Below are 15932 nucleotides of genomic sequence, written 5' to 3'. Positions count from 1 at the left end.
TTCTTCCTCCCATTTGATCCGAGATTTGACCCGGCTTTCGGTCATGACGCCTCTGGGCGTTCTGTGTTGGGGTGCCTAGCCCGTTTGTAGCTCCACTGCTGCTGAGTCCTTCCAAAGCAAATCCACCCGCACCCCCTCTGTCAGATCAGAGGCGTTGCGCCAGACGTCGATATCTACCTCAATCTCGGCCCCTTCGTCGGTGTCCACGATGATCCGCTGCATCGAGCCGAAATAGGTGATGCTGCGAATGGCGCCCCTCATCCGGGCCTCGGTGTTTTCGTTGCCAGGCATCAGATCAATTTTTTCCGGGCGCAGGGCAAAGACCTTTCCGTTTTGATGAATAAAGTTCGATTTCCCGAGGAAACTGGCGGTGAACTGATTGATCGGGCGCTCGTACAGCTCTTTTGGCGTTCCGACCTGCTCGATCGCGCCGTCGCGCATGATCACGATGCGGTCAGACATCGACAGTGCCTCTTCCTGATCATGCGTGACATAGATGAAGGTAGTGCCAACGCGGCGATGAATGTCCTTGAGCTGCTCCTGCACTTCGACACGCAGCTTTTTGTCCAGCGCTCCCAGCGGTTCGTCCAGCAACAGCACAGGCGGCGCAAAACACAAGGCACGTGCAAGGGCCACACGCTGTTGCTGACCACCAGACAATTGCCCCGGTTTGCGATCTGCAAACTCCTGAAGCTGAACCAGCTCCAGCATCTCGTCGACACGGTTCCGAATTTCGTCGGCGGGGCGTTTACGCACGCTTAGCGCATAACCTACGTTGTCGCGAACAGTCATATGGGGGAACAAAGCATATCCTTGAAACACCATGCCGAAATTGCGCTTTTCGGCGGGCACATTCGAGATGGACGCACCGTCCAGCGCAATCTCTCCTTTCGATATGTCGAGAAACCCGGCGATCATCATCAACAAGGTGGTTTTGCCCGATCCCGACGGGCCCAACAGCGTCAGGAACTCTCCATTTCGGATATCCAGGCAGATGTCGTTGACAGCACGGAACTGACCAAAAAACTTGGAGACATTGCGAATTTGCAAGCTACCGGTTTGGGTTGGATCAGCCATCCGCCCCCCTCAGGTTCAGCTTGTTGCGCGACTCTTGCGGTGTCAGGATCCGCCCACCCATCCGTTCGATAATCTCTCGGGCGCGGGTGACAAGCTGGCCGTTTGTCGCCAGAACCCCGCGATCAAGGTAGATGTTGTCCTCAAGACCGACACGCACATTCCCGCCAAGCGCGACAGCTGCGGCTGCCATCGGCATCTGCCCCCGCCCAATCCCAAAACTGGCCCAGCTGGCGCCTACGGGCAGTTGCGCCTTCATGGCCGCCATGGTTTCCACCGTTTGATCGGCCCCCCATGGAATTCCAAGGCACAACTGGAACATCGGCGGAGCATCAATCAGCCCCTCCTCCACCATCGCCTTGGCAAATCGGATATGGCCGAGATCAAAGACCTCAAGCTCGGGCTTCACACCCCATTCCTGAACCAGTGCCGCCATCCGACGCAGTGTAGGTGGCGTGGAAATATAGATCATGTCCGTGTCGGAAAAATTCAGCGTGCCACAATCGAGAGAGCAGATTTCAGGCAGGCATTCCTTGATATGGGCCAGCCGTTCTTCTGGTCCGATCATGTCGGTGCCCGGACCGGGCATGGCGGGATTGGACGGGTCTGAAATCCAATCGCCCCCCATACCTGCCGTAACATTGATGACCACATCCGTATCGCTTTCGCGTATTCGATCCACGATTTCCTTGAAGAGCGCCGGATCGCGCGAGCCTTGCCCCGTTTCAGGATCACGCGCATGCACATGCGCGGCAGAGGCCCCTGCCCTGGCGGCTTCGATTGCCGCATCAGCAATTTCTTTCGGGGTCACCGGCACGTGAGGGCTCTTGCCGGTCGTATCTCCCGCACCGGTAACTGCGCAGGTCAGCACAACTTCGTAGGTCATATCCGAGCCCCCCTTTTTACCTAGATTGCCGCGCGATTGACGGATAAAGATGTCGATTATCCGCCACAGATTAGGTTAGAATGGCGAAAAATCTGACCTAAAGCTTCTTGGTAAAACCAATGCATGTCGACATCACAACGCATATGGCTCGGGCTAAACGGCATGCCGTATTTGTCGTTGTCCCGCGTTTCAACCTGACCACGCTGATCACCATGATCGAAACCATGCGGATCGCAAATTACCTGGCGCCAGAACCGATGTTTTCCTGGGACATCGTCTCGTTCGACGGTCCTGAAATTGTTGCCAGCAATGGCATGACGACCGCAGTTGACACCGACTACGGGAGCCTCACTCCGGCAGATTTTGTGTTTGTGTTGGGCAGTTGGGGTACTGAACACTACGAAAACACCGCTTTACTCACCTGGTTGCGAAAACGCGCACGCGCAGGCGAAACTGTTTGCGGCGTTGAATTGGGCAGCTACATCGTCGCACGTGCAGGCCTGTTGGACGGCAAACCTGCGACTATTCACTGGTCGTGGTTGAGCGGGTTCCGGGAGTCCTTTGATCGGGTCGATGTCCATGAGTGTCTGTTCACTATTGACGGCAAGGTAATGACGTGCGCGGGCGGGTTGGCTGGGGTCGATCTGATGCTAAGGCTGATTGAATCCATCAGCGACAGCGGCTTTTCGGGGGAGATTGCAGACCAGATGCTGCATCACCCCATTCGCGACGCCGCCTCACCCCAGCGCAGCACCATGGGCCGGAGCACGGAAACCATGCTTCCGTTGATCCGAGAAGCGATGACCCTGATCGAAGAAAACATAGAAGAGCCGCTCAAAGTGCCCCAAATCGCTGATGTTCTGGGTGTTTCTCAGCGTCAACTGGAACGCCAATTCAAGAAACACGTGGGCTGTACCGTGGTGCAATTCGGCTTATTGCGCCGATTGCAGAATGCTCGCCTACTGTTGATTTCGACCGACCTCAGTGTACGCGAGATTGCCACCGCATCAGGATTCAATACACTGTCACATTTTGCCTATTCATTCGGTAAATTCTTCGGCCGGCGCCCATCCGAATACCGTGAGGCATGGCCGAAAAGCGAGCCGGCACCCAGCTGGCCCGGCTCTCTCTCGGATTTCTTGTCCATTCTGAACAACGTGCCCGCTCAAGGTTATCCCCCGCGGGACTGACGAAGAGCATTCAGCACTGCAACTATTTCGCGATCTCGTTGGGCTGCCATGTCCTCGAAATCTCGGTCGCCGGCGACAGCGTTGCAGCCATCGACCATGCGATCGCGCAATTCCTTCGTCAGCTCAGGTGCCTCCAACCGGGTCCAGGGCAGTTTAAGCGCCGGGCCGAACTGATCCAGGTTGGTGGCCATGCCTCCGGCACCACAGGCCACGTGAAAAGCCATACACTGACCCTGCGAGACCATACGAGGCGCCGGGCCGTTCATGAGTGCGATGTCGATGTCTTCCGGCGTTGCCTCTCCATTGGCGACCATATGCAGGGCCTCTCGCCAAAGCGCCTCTTGCAGTCGGGTCGCGACAAAGCCGGGGATCTCTTTTTTCATCATCAACGGGGCCTTGCCCGCGATTTCGTAGAATTTCCCGGCCCAAGCCACCGCCACTGGTGATGTCTGTTCGCCGCCCACGATTTCGACCAGTGGTAGCAAATAGGGTGGATTGAAGGGATGGCCGATCACACAGCGTTCCGGTGTCGCGCAAGTCGCTTGGATGTCGGTCATCATCAAGCCGGACGTGGAAGAGCCAATCACGACGTCTGTTGGCAAAATGAGCCCGAGTCGTTGATAAAGTGCCTGCTTTATCTCAAGACGCTCGGGCGCGCTTTCCTGCACAAATTCGGCGCCGTCCAGCGCAGCCTCCAAATCTGTAACGATGCGCAAGCGGTCAAGCGACGCGCCGGCGGCAAGCCCCAAGTCCGTCAAGCTCTTCCAAGCAGTGCGTAAGATTGCGTGAAAGGCATCGGATTCGCTCGCGTCATGCAAATAGGCGGTCACATCATAACCACGCGCAAGAAAATGCGCTGCCCAGCCGCCGCCGATGGGGCCGGCTCCAATGCTGGTGATGCGGGTGATCGATGAGGGGTCAGGATACATCACTCACCCTTGAATTTGGGTTCACGCTTTTCGACAAAAGCCGCGACACCTTCGGCCGCGTCATCAGATTTCAGCATCTTGCGGTAGATCGGCATCGGATCGGTGCGCATCTTGTGAAAGGCCTGTTCCAGCGGCACGCACTCGATCTCGCGCTGCACTTCCTTGACAGATTGCATTGCAAGAGGCGCCGACCAGGCAATCGAGGCCGCCCATTCCCGGGCCGCCGCCATCAATTGATCCTTTGGAACCACCTTGTTGACCAACCCGTAATGCGCCGCCTCCGTCGCGGTCATCCGACGGCCCAACAGAAACATCTCCATCGCGATGTTGTGCGGTATTCTTCGAGGCAGGCGTTGCAGTGCCCCCGCATCTGGAACGATGCCCAAAGGCATTTCAGGTAGGCCAAACTCCACATGGTCCGCCGCGATCAGAAGATCACAGGCCATGGCCATTTCGAACCCACCACCGATTGCCAGACCGTTTATGGCCGCGATAACCGGCTTATTGAGCGCCCAATTCTCGGTCAGACCCGTGAACCCGCCGAACCCGTAGTCATCACTTTCCCACCAGTTGTCGAGCTGCATTTCGCCCTCGTTCAGGGCCTTCAAATCCCAACCGGCCGAGAAAATTCGATCTCCGCCCCCGGTCAGAATCGCGCAACGCAAGTCCTTGTCCTCGTGCAACTCCTGAAACGCCGCGGCCAAGGCCTGACTGGTGGGAACGTCGATGGCGTTTACTTTGCCCCGCTCTAGTGTGATTTCCAGAACGTGGCCGTCGCGGTGTGTTTTGACCCCTTCTGCCATTGCTTCAGTCCTCCTTGAATTCCGGCATGACCTCGTCGCAGAACATGCGCAAGGATCGCTGCTGCGCCGCGTGATCAAGCCCCATCGAGGCATAGTAGATGAACTCGTTCACACCGAGCCCCTGATATTTCTTGAGCTTTCCAATCACACACTCAGGTGAACCGAACATTAGGTTTTCTTCCAGCATCAAGGGATCATACTGTTCCCGGCCCTCCAACTGATCCAGCGGAATGGAAGCAGGAAAACCATCTTTGACATCGCCCAAATTGCGATAGAGGTTTTCGAACTGGCTCAGCAATCGTCGCACCGCCTTCATCGCGTTTTCGCCATCGGCCGCATTGTCGTAAACGCAGGAATGGCGCATCAGCGCAAAACGTGGCACCCAGCCATTATCCGCTTTTTCAATCGCCTCATCGAGTTGCTTTTTGTACAGCTCGGCCTCAGCGAACGGGCGGGTGAAAGGCCAGCAATTCACGTGGCAGCGTTCACGCATGGCGTAGTCATAGGTGATCGGCGAGCGCGCCGCGACCCAAACCGGAACCTCGGCTTGCAATGGTTTGGGCACCGAGGTTGATGTCGGGAATTGCCAATATTCGCCTTCATGCGCATAATCGCCCTTCCACAACTCGCGCACCGTGGGCAGCATCTCTTGCATATAGCGCCACGCATCAGATTGCTTGAGGCCCGGCTTCATGCGATCGAACTCGCGCTGATAGGCACCTGACCCGATACCAAACTCCAACCGACCGCCGCTTAAAAGATCCAGCATCGCGGCTTCACCGGCCAGGTTAATCGGGTGCCAGTACGCAGCGGTCGCCACCGCCGTACCAAGCCGGATCCGGCTGGTCTCGGATGACCACCAAGTCAGCAGTTGGAACGGGTTGGGCGCAATCGTCATTTCCAGCGCGTGATGCTCAGCAGCCCAAACGATATCGAAACCGCCATCCTCGGCGATTTGCACCATCTCCAATGTGTGGCGCGCGACGTCTTTCATATCAAGACTGTTGTCGATCCGCTCCATGTTTACGGCAAGTTGGAATTTCATGCTCACCTCCCTCAGCGCATTACAAACGGGTTCGCCATCGGCTCATCCGATGTGTTCATCCAGACCGTCTTGGGCCGGGTGTAATCGTAGATCGCCTGGAACCCGCTTTCGCGGCCATAGCCTGATCCTTTAACGCCACCAAACTCCGCTATCGGCGACACAACACGGTAGGTGTTCACCCAGACGATGCCGGCACGCACCGCATTTGCCATGCGCAAGGATCGCGCGCCGTCGGTGGTAAAGATGCCCGCCGCCAGCCCATGTTCGGTATCGTTGGCCAGTTCCAGCACCTCAGATTCGGTCTTAAAACGCTGGACGCAAAGTACAGGGCCGAAAAGCTCTGTATCGACGATACGCAGATCCTGCCGTGGGCAGTCGATGATGGTTGGCTCGAAATAGAGCCCTGCTTTGCCTTCCGGCTGCTTGCCCCCCACCAAAACCTTGCCGCCCTCTTCCTGAGCGAAGTCGACCTCGCGTTGGATGTGGTCCAACTGTCCGGCGGTGCAAAGCGGCCCCATCTGAGTTTCCTCGGCCAGTGGATCGCCAATGAGGATCTGCTGCGCCTGCGCCACCATCCTATCGAGAAACTCATCCGCGATGTCCTCGTGCAAATAGAGGCGCGATCCGGCAACGCAGCTTTGCCCTGTCGCACCAAAGATACCGGCAATCGAGGCATTGACTGCACTTTCGATATTGGCGTCATCAAAAACAATAAAGGGCGACTTGCCGCCCAGTTCCAATGAGACCTCGGCAAAGTTGCGTTTGACGTTTTCCAGCACATGGCGCGCGGCATTTGGACCTCCGGTAAAAGAGACGCGCGCCACTAGTGGATGCCCGGTCAAAGCCCGTCCACAAGGTTCTCCATGACCCGTCACGATGTTGACAACACCAGGCGGGATACCGGCCATCTCGACAAGTCGCCCAAATTCCAACATCGCTGCGCTGGCATGTTCAGATGCTTTCAGAACAACCGTATTCCCGGCAGCCAATGCCGGACCGATCTTGACCGCCACAAGGAACAATTGCGAATTCCAGGGCACCACGGCAGCAACCACGCCCAGAGGTTCGCGCTTGGTAAAGACAAACATGTCAGGTTTGTCGATGGGCAGGGTCTCGCCGCTTACCTTATCCGCACACCCAGCAAAAAAATGGAAAAACTCAGCAATGTACTTGGCTTGCCAGCGCGTTTCCTTGAGCATCTTGCCGGTGTCGATGGATTCAGTTCGTCCCAGCTCTTCGGAATGATCCGCCAGAAGATCGCCCAGCTTGCGCAGGCATTTGCCGCGCTCGGTCGGTGTCATACGCGCCCACGGCCCGCCGACAAAAGCAGTGTGCGCCGCGGTGACTGCGCGGTTTATATCATCCTCAGTTGCCTCTGGAACACGGCTCCAGACCTCACCATTGGCTGGGTTGACGCTGTCAAAAGTACCGCCATCCGCAGCGTCGACCCAGTCGCCATCAATCAGCATCTGATAGTTTTTTACATCAGCCATGGCGTGCCTCCCCCCTGATTGTTGCCTCCCTATTCATGTCTGCTTTCGCGCCTCAGGGTTATGAAAATACGACGCAGTCTGTCGAAAAATCCGGGTCTCGCATCCGATCATGGGTGCAGGCTGTTCCAAAGGGAGGCTTGGAAATGGGTAGCAAAAAGCAGGTTATCGGAGGTCCACTGGAAATTGGCGGACGGGTTCTGTCGCTGTCCCGCGCCATTCGGGCAGGTGATTTCGTTTTTCTGACAGGGCAAATTCCTATGCGAGACGGCGTGCCTATGACCGATGGCACCGTCGAAGAGCAGACCCGCGCAGTTTTGGACGACATCACCAAGACACTGGCCAAGGCAGGCTGCACCCGCGACGATGTCATCAAGGCCATGGTCTGGCTGCGGGAGCGCGACGATTTCCCTGGATTTAACGCCGTCTACGCCGACTATTTTCCAGTTGAGCCTCCAACCCGGTCGGCTGTGGTCAGCGATCTTCTGGTGGATGCCCGCGTTGAGGTCGAAGTCGTAGCCTATCGCCCCCTCAAGGACCAATCCTGATGGGCATAGCACCAGACGGAACCCATTTCAAAATGACAGGACCAGAAGGTGCGCCTGTTGTGGTAATGATCCATGGGCTGGGCCTGAACCAGGATTGCTGGCAATGGACGATCCCTGCACTGTCTGATCGCTTTCGCGTTCTCACCTATGATCTATATGGTCATGGGCAAAGTGCCCCGCCACCCGAACGCCCCAGCCTTTCAATGTTTTCACGCCAGCTAGAGAGCTTGCTGGACCACTGCGCCATCCAAAGCGCGGTTATCGCAGGGTTCTCGTTGGGTGGCATGATCGCGCGTCGGTTTGCCCAGGATGTGCCACAACGGGTTTCAGCTCTGGTGATCCTGCATTCCCCACATAAACGGACCGATGCCGCACAAGAGGCAATTTTGAAACGGGTAGAACAGGCACGGCGGGACGGACCAAAGGCAACGGTCGAAGCTGCGCTGGACCGGTGGTTCACCGATGCGTTCCGCCAGTCCAACCCTCGTATGATGAACACGGTTCGTGACTGGGTCATGGCCAATGACAAAGCAACTTACCACACCATCTATCGCGTGCTGGCCGATGGTATCGACGAAATTGTTGCGCCAAATCCGCCAATTTCTTGCCCTGCGCTGGTGATTACGGGTGATGAGGATTTCGGCAACGGGCCAGAGATGGTGAATGCCATCGCAAGCGAGATTGCGGGGGGCAGTGCACATATCCTCCCGGGACTGCGGCATATGGCACTTGCCGAAGACCCGGACGCAGTGAACAAACTACTCCGCAGCTTTCTCAACAATCTGGATCTGAAGCCATGAGCACCCAAATCCTCAAAGGCCTGCGTGTGTTGGATTTGAGCCGGATGCTTTCAGGTCCCTATTGTACAATGCATCTGGCGGATCACGGGGCCGAGGTGATCAAGATCGAAAGCAAGCATGGCGACACCAGCCGCGGCAACGGACCGTTCCGTCAAGACGATCCGGATCATGCCTGGGCCGGCTACTTTGTAAGTCTGAACCGCGGCAAGAAAAGCGTGCAACTTGATCTGAAATCGCCGGAGGGCTGCGCGACTTTCCGAGAACTTGCGGCAACGGCGGATGTCATCGTCGAGAATTTCCGCCCGGGCGTAATGGATCGCCTTGGCCTGTCTTATGAAAGCCTTGCTGCCGACAACCCCCGGCTCGTCTATGCCGCGATCCGTGGCTTTGGCGACCCGCGCACAGGCCAAAGCCCCTATGCCAACTGGCCTTCGTACGATGTGGTTGCGCAGGCCATGGGCGGTCTGATGTCCGTCACCGGACCGAATGCTGACACACCCACCAAGACCGGACCCGGGGTGGGTGACATATTCACCGGCATGATGATGGCTTTCGGTATCATGGCCGCCCTGCGCGAGGCCGAAGCGACGGGCAAAGGGCAGTTTGTGGATGTGGCCATGTATGATGCCATGATCTCGCTCTGCGAAAGAATGGTTTACTTGCATGACGTGACAGGAGAGGTGCCCGGACCGGAAGGCAACGGGCATCCATTCCTTTCCCCGTTTGGCCTCTACCCGGCAGCAGATGGCCACATCGCGCTTGGTATTGTCGATGATGCGTTTTGGCAGCTTTTGACACGGCTGATGGGGCAACCGTCACTTGGACAAGATGACCGCTTCTCCACAAGGGCGGCCCGGGCCAACCATGCTTCCGAAGTCAACCAAATTGTAAGCGATTGGACCCGACAACGGACTAAGGAGCAATTGACGGCAACACTGGGTGGCCAGGTCCCGTTCGGCCCGATGAACACTATCTCGGACATCGCGGCCGACCCTCATGTAGCCAGCCGCGGCATGCTGGCGAAGGTCCCGCATCCGGATGCGGGACATGAACCTTGGATCGTGGCAGCAAACCCGTTGCGGTTCGGTCGGCACCGCCAAGGTGCACTGACGACCCCTCCTGCGCTAGGTGAGCACAATAGCATTCTGGAAGGATTGCCCCCACCGGAGTCGACGGAACCCTTAGCCGGGAAGGCGCTGCGCGACGCCTTCGGGCGCTTTGCCACCGGTGTGACAGTGGTAACTACCCGGCAGCCGGACGGGACCCCGCGCGGGTTCACGGCGAACTCATTTACCTCCGTTTCTCTCGACCCACCTCTACTCCTGGTTTGTGTCGGTAAGCAGGCCTTGTCCTTTGAAACCTTCCTGCAGGCGGATCATTTCACGGTCAACGTCCTGTCGGACGACCAAAAAGAAATCTCGGGCCTTTTCGCGTCTCAATCAGCCAAAAAATTCGACATTGCAGCCTGGCAACCTGACGCGCGGAACATGCCCACGATAGACGGTGCGCTCGCCCGGTTCAGCTGTGCCCGACACCGTTTGGTCGATGCTGGTGACCATCTGATCCTGATCGGCCGCGTGGAGGACTTCGAAACGCGCGAGGGACATCCGCTGGGCTACTTTCGCGGTGCCTATTTCGATTTGGGGCTCAACAGTGCCCTGACAGAGGCCGCCACTGCAGGTGGTGTGACCGTCGGAGCGGTACTGGCCAACGAAGATCGGGTCCTACTCTCCGTTGACAAAAGCGGGCACATTTCAGTGCCGGTTGCTCCTGCAAATAACAATTCTGCAGATGGGCTGATCACTGATCTGTCAAACCGAGATTTGATTGTAGAGCTGGCGCATCCTTATGCGGTTTATCGAATATCCAAAAGTGGGACGCAGCGGATCATCTACCACGGAAGCGTTCATGGGCAGCCCCCTGACGGCATGCAATACTTTGATCTCGGCGACTTGCCGCTGGAACGCGTACGCGACGGGGCTGAAAATTCGATGTTGCGCCGTTACGCAAAGGAAAACAGCCACGGTACATTTGGTTTCTACCACGGAACTGAAGTCGAAGGCGTCGTACACACACCGACCGGGCACCACAGCTATCACGTTTGACAGGAGAAGCAATATGATCCCCGAATTGCGCAAGGTAGTCACCTTTGATGAGGATATTCACACAGAAGGAGGCCGACCTTCGGAACCCGTGTTGCGCATGATCGGCGTGGCAGCGGTGGTCAGAAACCCTTGGGCAGGACGTGGCTTTGTCGATGATCTTTCACCAGAGATTCAGCGCATGGCGCCAGTTCTGGGAGAGATGCTCACCAACAGACTGATCGCTCTGGCGGGGTCAGGCGATGCGATAGAAGCCTACGGAAAAGCCTGTATCGCCGGGACAAGTTGTGAGATTGAACATGCCTCCGCGCTTATTCACACCCTGCAGTACGGAAATTATTATCGTGAAGCAGTGGGTGCAAAAAGCTATCTCGGTTTCACAAACACGCGAGGGCCCGCGAACACCCAAATTCAGATCCCGCTGATGGACAAACATGATACCGGGCGGCGGTCGCATTACCTGACAGTGCAGTTCTCGATTTACGACGCGCCGGATGTGGATGAGCTTGTTGTGGCTCTGGGGGCATCAACCCGTGGTCGCCCGCACCACCGGATCGGCGACCGATACTCAGACCTCGCCGCCTTGGGAAGGGATGTGGAGAATCCGGCTGGGGTCTAGTTTGTTACGATTATGGTGTGTATCAGGTAATTAGCTTCACCCAACCGAAACTTCGCAATAGAACCGGTTCCAAGTCTATTCCCGCAATCTTGACAACGTGGTTAGATATCCAGCGTATGCTCTTTTTCCCATCGCGAGAAATGGCTGACAAACGAATTCCACTCCTGATGCTTCATCTTCAGGTAAGCGGCCGAGAATTCCTCGCCCAGGGCCGCTTTTAGCCCGGCATCTTTGTCGTATTCGCGCAGTGCATCCAGCATGTTCAACGGCAGCTTGGGCGCGTCGTTGACCGTGTGGCCCTCGGCGTACATGTCGATGTCATAGCGCCGGCCCGGATCCGCCTTTGAGCGGATACCCGACAGGCCCGCCGCGATGATCACGGCCTGCAGCAGGTAGGGGTTTGTCGCACCATCGGCCAGACGCAGTTCGAACCGCCCCGGTCCAGGGACGCGGACCATATGTGTGCGGTTGTTGCCCGTCCACGTGACGGTATTCGGAGCCCATGTGGCACCCGACATCGTGCGCGGTGCATTGATGCGCTTGTAGGAGTTTACCGTCGGGTTGGTGATCGCCGCCAGCGCACTGGCGTGCTTCATGATCCCGCCGAGGAAATGCTTGGCCTTCTCGCTCAGGCCAACCTCGCCCGTTGGACCGTCGCCTTCACCTGCAAATACGTTGGTCTTCGCATCAGCACCGGGCGCATCCCAAACCGAGATATGGGCATGGCAGCCATTGCCCGTCAGACCTTCGACCGGCTTAGGCATAAAAGTAGCGCGGAAGCCGTGCTTCTCGGCCACCGATTTGGTCATGAACTTGAAGAAGGAGTGTTTGTCGGCGGTCTTCAGAACATCATCAAACTCCCAGTTCATCTCGAACTGGCCGTTGGCGTCCTCGTGGTCGTTCTGGTACGGGCCCCAGCCGAAATCAAGCATGTAATCGCAGATCTCACGCACCACATCATAGCGGCGCATCACCGCCTGCTGGTCATAACAGGGCTTCTCAGCCGTATCGAATGGATCACTGATCTGCTCGCCATCGGGGGTCAGCAGGAAGAATTCAGCCTCGATACCGGTTTTGACATGCATCCCCATCTCGGCAGCCTCGCCAATCAGGCGTCGCAGAACATTGCGCGGGGCCTGGGCGACGTCCTTGCCTTCCATAACGCAATTGCCCGCAACCCAGGCGACCTCGGGTTTCCACGGCAGTTGGATGACCGAAGACGGGTCAGGCACAGCCAGCATGTCGGGATGCGCCGGGGTCATGTCGAGATAGGTGGCGAAGCCCGCGAAACCCGCCCCTTCCTCTTGCATGTCGGCAATCGCTTGCGCAGGAACCAATTTGGCCCGCTGCCCACCGAACAGATCGGTGAACGAAATCATGAAATACTTGACGCCTTTTTCCTTGGCGAAAGCTGCCAGATCTGTTGTCATGGTCACCTTCCCTTTCCCAGTTGGTTCAAAGAAGAAAGGCGCCGCCCTTTTGGGCCGCGCCTTCGTATTGTTTGCAGTTCAGAACACGGCTTTGCCCGGATACCAATCGGTGCCCGCCAACGGCACTTTGGCCATCGCAGCCGCCTCCATCGTCAAGGCGCAGAGGTCCTCGGGCTCCAGATTGTGCAGGTGATTGTGACCGCAGGCGCGTGCGATGGTCTGCGCCTCCAAGGTCATCACCTTCAGATAGTTGCGCAGGCGACGACCGGCCTCGACCGGATCCAGACGCGCAGCCAGTTCCGGATTCTGCGTGGTGATGCCCGCAGGGTCCTTCCCTTCGTGCCAATCGTCATAGGCCCCGGTTGTGGTGCCCAGCTTCTGATACTCGGCCTCCCATTTCGGGTCATTGTCGCCCAAAGCGATCAGTGCAGCCGTACCGATGGCCACCGCGTCCGCGCCCAATGCCATCGCCTTGGCCACATCGGCCCCGGTGCGGATACCGCCCGAGATCACCAGTTGCACCTCGCGGTGCACACCCAGGTCCTGCAACGCCTGAACAGCAGGGCGGATACAGGCCAGCGTCGGAATGCCGACATGTTCGATGAACACGTCCTGCGTGGCAGCGGTGCCGCCCTGCATCCCGTCCATCACCACGACATCGGCCCCGGCTTTCACCGCCAGCGCAGTGTCATAATAGGGCCGCGTCGCGCCGACCTTCACATAGATCGGCACCTGCCAGCCGGTGATCTCACGCAGTTCGAGGATCTTGATCTCCAGATCATCCGGCCCGGTCCAGTCCGGGTGACGACAGGCCGAACGCTGGTCAATCCCTTTGGGCAAGGTACGCATTTCAGCCACGCGGTCGCTGATCTTCTGACCCAGCAGCATGCCGCCGCCGCCGGGTTTGGCCCCCTGCCCTACGACGATCTCAATCGCATCCGCCTTGCGCAGATCATTGGGGTTCATGCCATAGCGCGACGGCAAATACTGATAGACCAGCTTCGAAGAATGCCCGCGCTCTTCGGGTGTCATGCCACCGTCACCGGTGGTCGTTGACGTACCAGCCATCGAAGCGCCCCGGCCCAGAGCCTCTTTTGCCGGACCGGACAATGCACCAAAGCTCATACCCGCGATCGTGATAGGGATATCCAGCTCAATCGGCTTTTTGGCAAAACGTGTACCGAGCGTCACCGAGGTTTCGCACCGCTCACGGTACCCTTCCAGCGGATAACGCGAGACGGACGCCCCCAGAAACAGCAGATCGTCGAAATGCGGCACCTTGCGTTTCGCACCGCCACCACGAATGTCGTAGATACCTGTGGCCGCCGCCCGCCGAATTTCGGCGTTGATCGGGTTGGTGAAGGTTGCCGACTGAATCGGCATGGTGCGGGGGATGGTCTGATCCATATCTTTCATACCCTTCGTACTCAGTAAGCGGCTGCGTTGTCGACGTCGAAATTGTAAAGCTGACGGGCCGAGCCGTAACGCTTGAACTCTTCCGGCTTGGCGTCCGAGCCCGCGCGTTCCAGCAGGTCGGTCAGAATTTCGATGTGCTCAGGCCGCATCTCTTTCTCGATGCAATCCGCGCCCAGGCTTTTGACCGAGCCGCGCACGAACAGCCGCGCCTCATAGAGCGAGTCGCCAAGCGCGTCGCCTGCATCACCACACACAACCAGATTGCCCGCCTGCGCCATGAACGCCGACATGTGACCAATATTGCCATGTACGACGATGTCGATGCCCTTCATCGAAATCCCGCAGCGCGAACTGGCATTGCCCTTGATCACCAGCAACCCGCCATGCCCGGTCGCACCTGCATATTGGCTAGCATCGCCGTCAACAATCACGGTGCCTGACATCATGTTCTCGGCCACACCCGGGCCCACCGAGCCTTCGATCTTGATGGTCGCCTGCTGGTTCATGCCCGCACAGTAGTATCCAGTCGAGCCTTTGACGGTGACCTCAATCGGCGCGTCCAGACCCACGGCGATGGCGTGGCTGCCCTTGGGGTTCTGCACTTCCCAATTGGTCCGGTTGGTCTCGGCGCTTTGCGCCTGAAGGGTCGAGTTCAAACCCCGCAGGCCGTTTTCTGCAACATCATAGGTCTGCATCTTAGTGGCTCCAGAAATAGACGGTTGCGGGTTCGGGTTCCCAGACCTTGGCGTCTTCGATGCCCGGCAGGTTTACTAGCGCGCGGTATTCGCTGCCAAAGGCCACGTATTGATCAGTCTCGGCCATAACCGCAGGTTTGCAAGCAATGGGGTCACGAACCACGCCGAACCCATCCTTGGTGCCGACCACGAATGTGAAGAACCCGTCGAGATCCTCCAAGCTGCTTTCCAGCGCCTCACCCAGAGTCGCGCCGTTCTGCATCTTCCAGGTCAGGTACGCCGCGCCCACTTCGGTGTCGTTCATCGACTCAACCCGCACGCCTTCGCGCTTGAGCTCGCGGCGCAGTGCATTGTGGTTCGACAGCGATCCATTGTGAACCAAACACTGATCCGCGCCGGTGTTGAACGGGTGCGCGCCTTCCGTGGTCACAGCGGATTCCGTTGCCATGCGCGTATGACCGATCCCGTGGCTGCCGCCCATGGTCGACAGGTTGAAGCGATCTGCCACGTCTTTAGGCAGGCCAACCTCTTTGTAGATCTCAATCGCGGCACCGTCTGACATCACGCGCAGACCGGGACGCAGATCGCGCACCGCTTGGCGGGCCTGTTCCACCTTCGTGCTGTCCAGTTTCAGAATCGCATGCGTGTCGTTGGCCTGCAGAGTAACCTCCGCCTCGATCGCCGCCCCCAGATCAGCGGCAAGCGCGGCGAAGTCCTCCTCAGGCTTGTCCGACTGCACTGTCAGCTTCGCGGCCCCGGCTACCTCGGCCCCATAGATTGCGATCCCTGCGCTGTCCGGGCCCCGGTCGGTCATTGTGACCAGCATATCCGTCAGCATCGAGCCCAGCTCGGGCTCCAATGTCTTGTCCTTGAGAAACAGGCCGACAATTCCACACATCAGCTTT

The 15932-nt window shown here is 57.9% G+C and carries 15 protein-coding genes; 5 read left to right on the top strand and 10 right to left on the bottom strand.

Translation table 11 applies throughout. From position 1 onward, the window contains the following. Positions 1–75: 75 nt before the first annotated feature. Together ACR0CG_RS17535 and ACR0CG_RS17530 are read right to left on the bottom strand one after the other, a co-directional pair. A complete protein-coding gene (locus ACR0CG_RS17535) occupies positions 76–1077 on the bottom strand; it encodes an ABC transporter ATP-binding protein (protein WP_029622289.1) in 1002 nt (333 codons plus the stop codon). After that, positions 1070–1960: a beta-keto acid cleavage family enzyme gene (locus ACR0CG_RS17530; RefSeq protein ID WP_170570572.1), complete on the bottom strand. Its 891-nt coding sequence runs from the start codon at positions 1958–1960 to the stop codon at positions 1070–1072. Before ACR0CG_RS17530 ends, ACR0CG_RS17535 begins: the two co-directional genes overlap by 8 nt. A gap of 119 nt (positions 1961–2079) precedes the next feature. Here ACR0CG_RS17530 and ACR0CG_RS17525 point away from each other — a divergent pair, with 119 nt between their 5' ends. After that, the gene (locus ACR0CG_RS17525; protein ID WP_170508305.1) at positions 2080–3150 is read left to right on the top strand and encodes a GlxA family transcriptional regulator; all 1071 of its coding nucleotides are present in this window, start codon (positions 2080–2082) and stop codon (positions 3148–3150) included. On the opposite strand, the gene ACR0CG_RS17520 is transcribed toward ACR0CG_RS17525, so the two are convergent. From ACR0CG_RS17520 to ACR0CG_RS17505, 4 genes are read right to left on the bottom strand one after another with little or no spacing between them, the layout of a single operon-like run. Beyond that, positions 3132–4079 carry a 3-hydroxyacyl-CoA dehydrogenase NAD-binding domain-containing protein gene (locus tag ACR0CG_RS17520; RefSeq protein WP_170570568.1) on the bottom strand — a complete coding sequence of 316 codons (948 nt, stop codon included), beginning with the start codon at positions 4077–4079 and terminating at the stop codon, positions 3132–3134. The genes ACR0CG_RS17525 and ACR0CG_RS17520 overlap by 19 nt on opposite strands. Continuing rightward, on the bottom strand, positions 4079–4882 hold the full coding sequence (locus tag ACR0CG_RS17515) for a carnitinyl-CoA dehydratase (protein WP_170418313.1): 804 nt from the start codon (positions 4880–4882) through the stop codon (positions 4079–4081). The genes ACR0CG_RS17520 and ACR0CG_RS17515 overlap by 1 nt, the downstream gene beginning before the upstream one ends. A gap of 4 nt (positions 4883–4886) precedes the next feature. Then, positions 4887–5927: an LLM class flavin-dependent oxidoreductase gene (locus ACR0CG_RS17510; RefSeq protein ID WP_170418310.1), complete on the bottom strand. Its 1041-nt coding sequence runs from the start codon at positions 5925–5927 to the stop codon at positions 4887–4889. Between the two features lie 11 nt (positions 5928–5938). Next, on the bottom strand, positions 5939–7420 hold the full coding sequence (locus ACR0CG_RS17505) for an aldehyde dehydrogenase (RefSeq protein ID WP_170570565.1): 1482 nt from the start codon (positions 7418–7420) through the stop codon (positions 5939–5941). Positions 7421–7563: 143 nt separating this feature from the next. Between ACR0CG_RS17505 and ACR0CG_RS17500 the strand changes: the two genes are divergently transcribed. From ACR0CG_RS17500 to ACR0CG_RS17485, 4 genes are read left to right on the top strand one after another with little or no spacing between them, the layout of a single operon-like run. Then, positions 7564–7965 carry a RidA family protein gene (locus ACR0CG_RS17500; protein WP_170418304.1) on the top strand — a complete coding sequence of 134 codons (402 nt, stop codon included), beginning with the start codon at positions 7564–7566 and terminating at the stop codon, positions 7963–7965. Beyond that, positions 7965–8765 (top strand): alpha/beta fold hydrolase, encoded by an 801-nt coding sequence (locus ACR0CG_RS17495; RefSeq protein WP_170570562.1) that lies wholly within the window; start codon positions 7965–7967, stop codon positions 8763–8765. The genes ACR0CG_RS17500 and ACR0CG_RS17495 overlap by 1 nt, the downstream gene beginning before the upstream one ends. Further along, complete coding sequence (locus ACR0CG_RS17490) at positions 8762–10870, top strand: CoA transferase (protein WP_170682344.1); 2109 nt, start codon at positions 8762–8764, stop codon at positions 10868–10870. Before ACR0CG_RS17495 ends, ACR0CG_RS17490 begins: the two co-directional genes overlap by 4 nt. 13 nt (positions 10871–10883) lie before the next feature. Continuing rightward, positions 10884–11486, top strand: a complete 603-nt coding sequence (locus ACR0CG_RS17485; RefSeq protein WP_010443804.1) for an amino acid synthesis family protein — start codon at positions 10884–10886, stop codon at positions 11484–11486. A gap of 101 nt (positions 11487–11587) precedes the next feature. Here the strand turns inward: ACR0CG_RS17485 and glnT are convergent, their stop codons facing one another. The 4 genes from glnT to ACR0CG_RS17465 form a co-directional block, all read right to left on the bottom strand. Next, positions 11588–12916: a type III glutamate--ammonia ligase gene (gene glnT, locus ACR0CG_RS17480; protein ID WP_170682345.1), complete on the bottom strand. Its 1329-nt coding sequence runs from the start codon at positions 12914–12916 to the stop codon at positions 11588–11590. Between the two features lie 78 nt (positions 12917–12994). Next, a complete protein-coding gene (locus ACR0CG_RS17475) occupies positions 12995–14323 on the bottom strand; it encodes an FMN-binding glutamate synthase family protein (RefSeq protein WP_170682346.1) in 1329 nt (442 codons plus the stop codon). Positions 14324–14343: 20 nt separating this feature from the next. After that, on the bottom strand, positions 14344–15027 hold the full coding sequence (locus tag ACR0CG_RS17470) for a GltB/FmdC/FwdC-like GXGXG domain-containing protein (protein ID WP_170682347.1): 684 nt from the start codon (positions 15025–15027) through the stop codon (positions 14344–14346). Position 15028: 1 nt separating this feature from the next. After that, a complete protein-coding gene (locus tag ACR0CG_RS17465) occupies positions 15029–15925 on the bottom strand; it encodes a class II glutamine amidotransferase (protein WP_170508320.1) in 897 nt (298 codons plus the stop codon). Between the last annotated feature and the right edge of the window lie 7 nt (positions 15926–15932).

Source organism: Ruegeria sp. AB8 (genome assembly GCF_056542605.1).
Note: the sequence above shows the minus strand (reverse complement) of the source record. Positions and strands in the feature narration are given on the sequence as shown.